Annotated in this window: 1 protein-coding gene; it reads right to left on the bottom strand. The window is 54.7% G+C overall.

From position 1 onward, the window contains the following. Nucleotides 1-176: 176 nt before the first annotated feature. Nucleotides 177-1,613, bottom strand: coding sequence for an IS1182 family transposase (locus tag HNR03_RS31680; RefSeq protein WP_259158401.1), 1,437 nt, complete (start codon nucleotides 1,611-1,613; stop codon nucleotides 177-179). Nucleotides 1,614-1,680 lie beyond the last annotated feature (67 nt).

Here is a 1,680-nt window from a genome sequence, read left to right as displayed (position 1 = left end):
CCAGGCCGTGTGAAAACGCACTGAATACGTCGAAAGTTGAGAGCTACGGGCGTTGCCTGCGAAACCAGCAGACTGAAGCGCGAATTGCCCTCGTCAGTTACATAGGCGTTCGTAAATGCTGTTTGGGCCGCGTCAGCGGCCCAAACAGCCACTCACGGACGATCAAACGGCTGGATTCACGCCCTGATCGCTTCAAGCAGTCCTGAGATGCCGAAGATACTCATCATCCGTTTGAGGTTGTAGGCGAGCACATGAAGGCTCATCTCAGTGCTCACCCTCGGCAGGGTTTTGGTCAGGAAGTGGGTACTTCCCATCCAGTATTTGAGCGTTCCAAAAGGATGTTCAACGGTCTGTCGACGACGCCTCATCATCGTTGGATCATTTTCCAGCCGTACCTGCATCGCATCGACTACGGCTTCATGTTCCCAGCGCTTTACCCGGCGCTCCTTACCGGTCGTACACTGCTTCTGCATTGCGCAGGACTGGCAGCCCGAGAACCAATAACAGTGCAGAAGCATGCCGTCTTCCACCGAAGAATGCCGCCGGGTCAGTAACTGTCCCGCAGGGCATCGATACTCGTCCGATGCAGCAAGGTAGATGAAGTCCTGCTTACCAAATCGGCCTTCGGCTTTGCTGCCAGATGTGAGGGGTTTCGGTACGAAGGTAGTGATACCGGCTTGCTCGCAAGCAAGGATTTCCAGACCTTTGTAATAGCCTCGGTCGGCCACCACCGTTAGCGATTCAGCCTCGATTTCTTCACGCGCCTGGTTCGCCATATTGCTCAGTTGCCCACGATCATTACCAACGTTGGTCACCTCGTGGGCAACGATCAGATGGTGTTTGTCGTCGACAGCTGTTTGTACGTTGTAGCCAACCGTTCCAGTGCCTCGACCGCTCGTGGCCATTGAGCGTGCATCTGGGTCTGTGAGGGAGATCTGCTGGTCTGGACTTTCGTGGAGCTGCGCCTCGATTTCCTTGAGTTTCTGCATCTGCTTTTTCAGTGTTTCTATCTTTTCTTTAAGCCGCTCTGCTTTGGCCTCGGCGACTTCGGGTGTTGCCCGATCCGCCGAATCCATCGCCGCCAGATATCGATCAATACTCTGCTCGACCTGCTGCATGCGTGCCTTCACTTTGCCCTGAGTGAAGTTGCGGTCGCGATTATTGACGGCTTTGAATTTGCTGCCGTCGATGGCGATGATCGACTGGGAGAAGAGATTGAGGTTGCGGCAAAGAACTACGAACTGGCGGCATACGCTGCGAATGGCTTTGCCGTTGTCTTTGCGAAAGTCGGCAATGGTTTTGAAGTCCGGGGCCAAACGCCCCGTTAGCCACATCAACTCGACGTTGCGCTCGGCCTCACGCTCAAGCCGGCGGCTGGACTGAATCCGATTGAGATAGCCGTAGATATAGATCTTTAGCAAGACCGCTGGATGATAGGCCGGACGACCCGTTGCAGCAGGATCGACGCCCTCAAACCCAAGTGCGCCCAGGTCGAGTTCATCGACGAAAACGTCGACCACTCGGACTGGATTTTCTTCGGTTACGTAATCGTCCAGGCACTCCGGCAGCAGAGTCACTTGCGTCCGGGCCTCGCCTTCAATGAATCGCTTCATGATCGTCCTCGATACGATCTAGACGATCAGAAGATTAGACAATTGCAGGTGTTTTCACACAGCCTGG

Origin of the sequence: Pseudomonas sp. JAI111 (assembly GCF_024809425.1) — a bacterium.
Lineage (GTDB): Bacteria > Pseudomonadota > Gammaproteobacteria > Pseudomonadales > Pseudomonadaceae > Aquipseudomonas.
This window is presented reverse-complemented; position numbering and strand designations above follow the sequence as displayed.